Source organism: Leptolyngbya sp. FACHB-711 (genome assembly GCF_014695615.1).
Classification (GTDB): domain Bacteria; phylum Cyanobacteriota; class Cyanobacteriia; order Elainellales; family Elainellaceae; genus Leptolyngbya_A.
This window is the reverse complement of the sequence record NZ_JACJOR010000528.1, coordinates 1-5,317: the sequence shown is the minus strand read 5'-3', so window position 1 is coordinate 5,317 and position 5,317 is coordinate 1. Positions and strand designations below refer to the sequence as shown.

General features: G+C 48.9%; 3 protein-coding genes. 2 read left to right on the top strand and 1 reads right to left on the bottom strand.

Annotated features, from left to right (window positions below):
- Positions 1 to 1,278, bottom strand: a 1,278-nt coding sequence (locus H6F80_RS25995; RefSeq protein WP_190794416.1) for a sensor histidine kinase, incomplete at its 3' end; no start/stop codon positions are given.
- A 133-nt stretch (positions 1,279 to 1,411) separates the two neighbouring features.
- Between H6F80_RS25995 and H6F80_RS25990 the strand changes: the two genes are divergently transcribed.
- Both H6F80_RS25990 and H6F80_RS25985 read left to right on the top strand, forming a co-directional pair.
- The gene (locus tag H6F80_RS25990; protein WP_190794415.1) at positions 1,412 to 2,104 is read left to right on the top strand and encodes a response regulator transcription factor; all 693 of its coding nucleotides are present in this window, start codon (positions 1,412 to 1,414) and stop codon (positions 2,102 to 2,104) included.
- Between the two features lie 240 nt (positions 2,105 to 2,344).
- Positions 2,345 to 5,122 carry a cation-transporting P-type ATPase gene (locus H6F80_RS25985; protein WP_190794414.1) on the top strand — a complete coding sequence of 926 codons (2,778 nt, stop codon included), beginning with the start codon at positions 2,345 to 2,347 and terminating at the stop codon, positions 5,120 to 5,122.
- Positions 5,123 to 5,317 lie beyond the last annotated feature (195 nt).

The window sequence follows — 5,317 nt, the reverse complement described above, 5'->3', positions numbered from 1 at the left end:
TGCCATACCCATACCACTTCCAGGTGCGCTGCCAACATTTCTGCCTCGGCAAAAGGGTTCAAAGATAGTTGCTTGTTCGTCTTCAGGAATGCCAATCCCTTGATCTCTGATTTCAAAAATTACAGCATTAGGTTCACAAATGACCGTGAAATTGATCGAAGACTCTGGAGAAGAATATTTAATTGCATTAGATAATAAATTACTGAGAATTGAGTAAATGAGTTTCTCATCTAAATAAGCATAGGTACGAGTACCGTACTTGTGAAACTTAATTGTTCTTGGCTGTTCGCTAAAAAGTTGAATATCTTCAACCAGATTTAAACAAAGAAACTGTACTTCCAGAAGTTCTGGTTTGCACTGCAATTTTCCAGCATCTGCCCTTGCTAAAGTCAGGATATCGTTTAGGAGCTGGGTCATTAATTTAGCAGACGCCTGTATCTGAAGCAGGTTCTTTAATTTACTAGGCTCAACCAATCTTTTCAAATTTTCCTGAAGTAATTGCGCTGATCCCACGATGACACTGAGAGGAGTTCGAAACTCATGCGAAACCATCGAGAAAAATTGCAGCTTCAGTTCACCCAATTCTTTCTCCTGCGCCAGCTTCTGCTGAATTTGCTCTGATTGTTGACGCTTAAACATCTGGCGATAGAGCAGAATATAAACACCCAGAAGCCCCACAAATGCCAGAATAGTTCCCAGATTTTCGATCGCCATTCTCACCTGTGAGTTTGCCTGAGATTGCTCGACCTGACTCTGCAAAAGCTGCTCCTCCTCGTTCTGTAGCTCAGTAATGATTCGACGAATTTGTGCCTGGTTCTGGTTAGTCTGCGCTACCCAAGGATTTTCAGCGGAAAGCAGAGTGGGCTGTTCGTAGAGTGCTGCTGATTGCTCAAGCAGGGTTTGTCGCTGCTGAATAAGTGTTTCTAGCAGGTTGAGCCTTTGTTGTTGAGCAGGCGTATCGGATAAGGGCTGTCGCAGTTTCTCTAATTGGAAGGTGAGATTCTGCATGGCTTGATGGTAGGCATCCAGCTCTGTTCGATCGCCTAACAAAAAATACCGCCAACGTCGAGCTTCGCTATCAGTTAGCGTTTCAGAAACGCTAGTTAAAGCAGTGAGGAGGTCGCTTGTTTGTTTGACCTGGGCGGCACTGTGAATGAGTTGGGTTGCATTTTGATAGGAGATTAAATTAATCAGCCCCAAGAGCAGCAGTGCCAGACAAAAGGATGCTGTGATCCATTTGCGTTCCATTGACCATTTCAGCACACTGAACGTCACCATAGCAGCCTGAAAGATTTACTGAGAAATTTACAATAGAGTAGGAGAAAGGCGATCCCGCAGGGCTGCGGACATTGGTGCCCGATCGCTGTTCTCCTGAATATGCCTTATCTCAGATCCCAAGTCTAAGACCTCAATGCGTATTTTGGTTGTGGAAGACGATTTGCGAATTGCTAACATGCTGGCGGAAGCCTTTACAAACCGTCAGTATAAAGTCGATGTGGCAGAGGATGGTGAAGCTGCGTGGGATTGGGTAAATACCCAGGATTACGACCTGATTGTATTGGATCTAACGCTGCCCAAGGTGGACGGTCTCCGCTTCTGTCAACAGCTTCGAGCCAGAGGAGCCGCAGCGCGAAATGCCGCAATTCCAGTCATGATGCTCACGGCGCGAGATATGATCGCAGACAAAATCATTGGGCTGGATGCCGGAGCCGATGACTACATGGTCAAGCCGTTTGACCTAGATGAACTGATGGCGCGAACTCGTGCCCTGCTGCGGCGGGGAAGTCCTAATGTCAATCCTACGCTGACTTGGGGCGAACTTCAGTTAAATCCAGCAACCTGTGAAGTCACTTACCGTGACACGCCTCTGAATTTAACGCCGAAAGAATTCGCGCTGCTGGAACTGCTGATTTCCAACGGTCGGCGTGTCATGAGTCGCCCAATTATTATCGAAAAACTCTGGACGCGGGAAGAATTACCCACCGAAGAAGCGGTCAAAACCCATGTTAGAACCCTCCGTCAGAAATTGAGAGCGGCAGATGCACCCGATGATCTGATCGAAACGGTGCATGGCATGGGCTACCGGCTCAAACAGTTCTCCTGAAAAGAGCAATCCCCCCGAAATCCCTCCGATTTCCTTCTGGCATCCTGACTTTGAGTTGGTAGTCTTTGGGTAGCACAGTGCTACAGGGGCGGACGTAAGTTCCTCCCTCGCTAGTCCGTTGCACTCCTTACAGCTTCTTACGTAACAAGAAGCATCACCCCATCCAGAACTTTGGGACTACTCCTCCCTGAAGTTCTGGAATTTTCCTCATTCACAAGTGAAACTTCCTCTCCAAAGGCTATGCAAATCATTGTGAATCACGCTTCAACGACTGCAACTTATCACGATCGATCGGGTAAAGATGTTGCCCGATTGCTCGAAAGTCATGCTGAGCGTGGGCTGGCTAAACGGGAAGTTACTCAACGGCGCAGACATTACGGTCTAAATGAGCTGGCAGCAAAGCCCGGAAAACCTGCCTGGTTGCGGTTTCTGCTGCAGTTTAATCAGGCGTTGCTCTACATTCTGCTGATTGCCGGAGCGATTAAAGCTTTCCTGGGATCATGGACAAATGCGATCGTCATCTGGGGCGTGACGCTGATTAACGCCATTATTGGCTATTTGCAGGAGTCAAAAGCAGAAGGGGCGATCGCTGCTCTGGCAAAAGTGGTGACCACAGAAGCAACCGTGGTCCGAGAGGGAAAAAGGCAGATAATTCCTTCACAGGAATTGGTTCCGGGCGATTTAGTTCTGCTGACTTCAGGAGACAAGGTTCCGGCAGATTTGCGATTGTTGCGTGTGCGCGGCTTACAAATTGATGAATCGGCGCTGACCGGGGAATCGGTTCCTGTTGAGAAAGACATTCAGCCGCTGGGCAGCAATACACCTTTGGCAGAACGCACGAACATGGCGTATGCAGGTAGCTTCGTTACCTTTGGGCAGGGTAGTGGTGTCGTGGTGGCGACTGGAAATAAAACAGAAGTGGGGCAGATTTCACAATCGCTGAACAATAGCCACAGCCTGAGTACGCCGCTCACACGCAAGTTCGTCAAGTTTAGCCAAACCCTGCTGTATATCATTCTGTCTGTGGCATCCCTCACGTTTTTTGTGGGGTTAGGGCAAGGACGCTCCTGGGCAGAAATGTTTGAAGCGGCGGTAGCTCTGGCAGTCAGTGCCATTCCTGAAGGACTTCCGGCAGTGGTGACGGTGACACTGGCGATCGGAGTAAATCGCATGGCACGTCGACACGCCATTATTCGCAAACTGCCTGCGGTTGAAACGCTGGGCGGTGCAACGGTCATTTGCTCGGATAAAACCGGAACGCTGACTGAAAATCAGATGACGGTGCAGGCAATCTATGCAGCCGGACAGCGTTATTTAGTAAGCGGCGTGGGATACAACTCGGAAGGAGAAATTCAACCTGTCACAGAAGAGGCGATCGCGAATGAGCGTCTTCCGTCTGTTGTAGGTTCTCCAAACCATACTGCCTTAGAAGACTGTCTGATTGCGGGTATTTTGTGTAACGATAGCCATCTGGAATGGAAAGAGGATCACTGGTCAGTCATCGGCGATCCAACGGAAGGAGCGTTGATTGTGGCTGCCCAAAAAGCAGGCATAAACCAATCCAAGCTCAATGAGTTGCTACCTCGCCTGGATGTCATCCCGTTTGAATCGCAGTATCAATATATGGCAACGCTGCATCATGGGGCGGATAGGAAAACGACGGGTGGCAATATTATTGGCAATATTATTTACGTCAAAGGTTCGCTGGAAGCCATACTGCGTCGATGCCAGAAGATGCGCGATGCATCAGGGCATGATATGCCGCTGTATCAGGGGCTTCTGGGCGTTGAAACAGAGCGTTTGGCAGAACAGGGATTACGAGTGCTGGCTTTTGCCGAAAAAACAGTGCCCAAGCAGCAGACGACGCTGGATCACGCAGACCTGAACAGTGGACTCACGTTTCTCGGTTTGCAGGGTATGATTGATCCTCCTCGCGCGGAAGCGATCGCCGCAGTGAAGGCCTGTCAGGCAGCGGGAATTCAGGTGAAGATGATCACCGGAGACCATTTAACCACTGCAACTGCAATTGCCGATCGCATCGGGCTTCAGAGCAAAGGTAACCTGTTTGGGTTTACCGGACAGCAGCTCGCAGAAATGAACGATTCTGAACTATCGCAGGCGGTTGAATCTGGCTCCGTGTTTGCCAGAGTTGCTCCGGCGCAAAAGCTGCGCCTGGTTGAAGCATTGCAATCGAAAGGTGAAATTGTGGCAATGACGGGAGATGGAGTGAACGATGCCCCTGCCCTGAAGCAAGCCGATATTGGAATTGCAATGGGCAAAGGGGGAACCGATGTTGCCAGAGAAGCAGCGGATATGCTGCTCACTGACGATAACTTTGCCTCAATCGAAGCAGCCGTTGAAGAAGGACGTACTGTTTATCAGAACCTGCGAAAGGCGATCGCCTTTATTCTGCCCGTCAATGGTGGCGAGTCGATGACGATCCTCATCAGTGCCCTGCTTGCTAGAGATCTACCCATTCTCTCGATCCAGGTGCTTTGGCTGAACATGGTCAACTCTGTTGCTATGACGGTTCCCCTTGCTTTTGAACCCAAAACCGATCGCACAATGGCAAAGTCACCCCGCGATCCAAGAGAGCCTTTGCTATCGGGCAGACTGTTTCAGCGCATTGCTACGGTTTCGGTCTTCAACTGGATTTTAATCTTCGGAATGTTTGAGTGGGCACGACGCACGACGGGAGATATTGCAGTTGCCCGGACAATGGCAATTCAGGCATTAGTTGCCGGACGAATTGTGTATTTGCTGAGTGTCAGCCATTTAGGTCGGGCAATCATGGATAAATTTCAGGGCCGGAATACTTCAATACGTGATGCCTGGGCGATCGGTCTTGGCATTTTAGGTGCGATCGTTCTACAAGTTCTATTCAGCCAGTGGAGTGTAATGAATGTCCTCTTTGCAACAGCTCCCCTCAGCCTCACGCAATGGTTAATTTGTCTTATTCCAATAATCCCGATGCTCTTCTTGACCGTATTTGTCGATCGTCTTGACCCAACAGAATAAGGAATTGAAGGATCGAACAATGCCTCAAATTCACGCTGATTCAAATTTTGAAAACTACCCTTTATACATTGGATTGGAAGTTAATCGACTGCCTGAGCTTTGTGAACCTTATGAGCTCAATGAAGATGCTTTAGAACAAATTCTCGAACCAGCAAACGTATTGAAGAACGAATCAAAGTTAGAATCTACCCCACC

Coding starts and splice junctions, on each gene's coding strand:
- H6F80_RS25990 (WP_190794415.1), top strand. CDS start 1,412: ATGCGTATTTTGGTTGTGGAAGACGATTTGCGAATTGCTAACATGCTG.
- H6F80_RS25985 (WP_190794414.1), top strand. CDS start 2,345: ATGCAAATCATTGTGAATCACGCTTCAACGACTGCAACTTATCACGAT.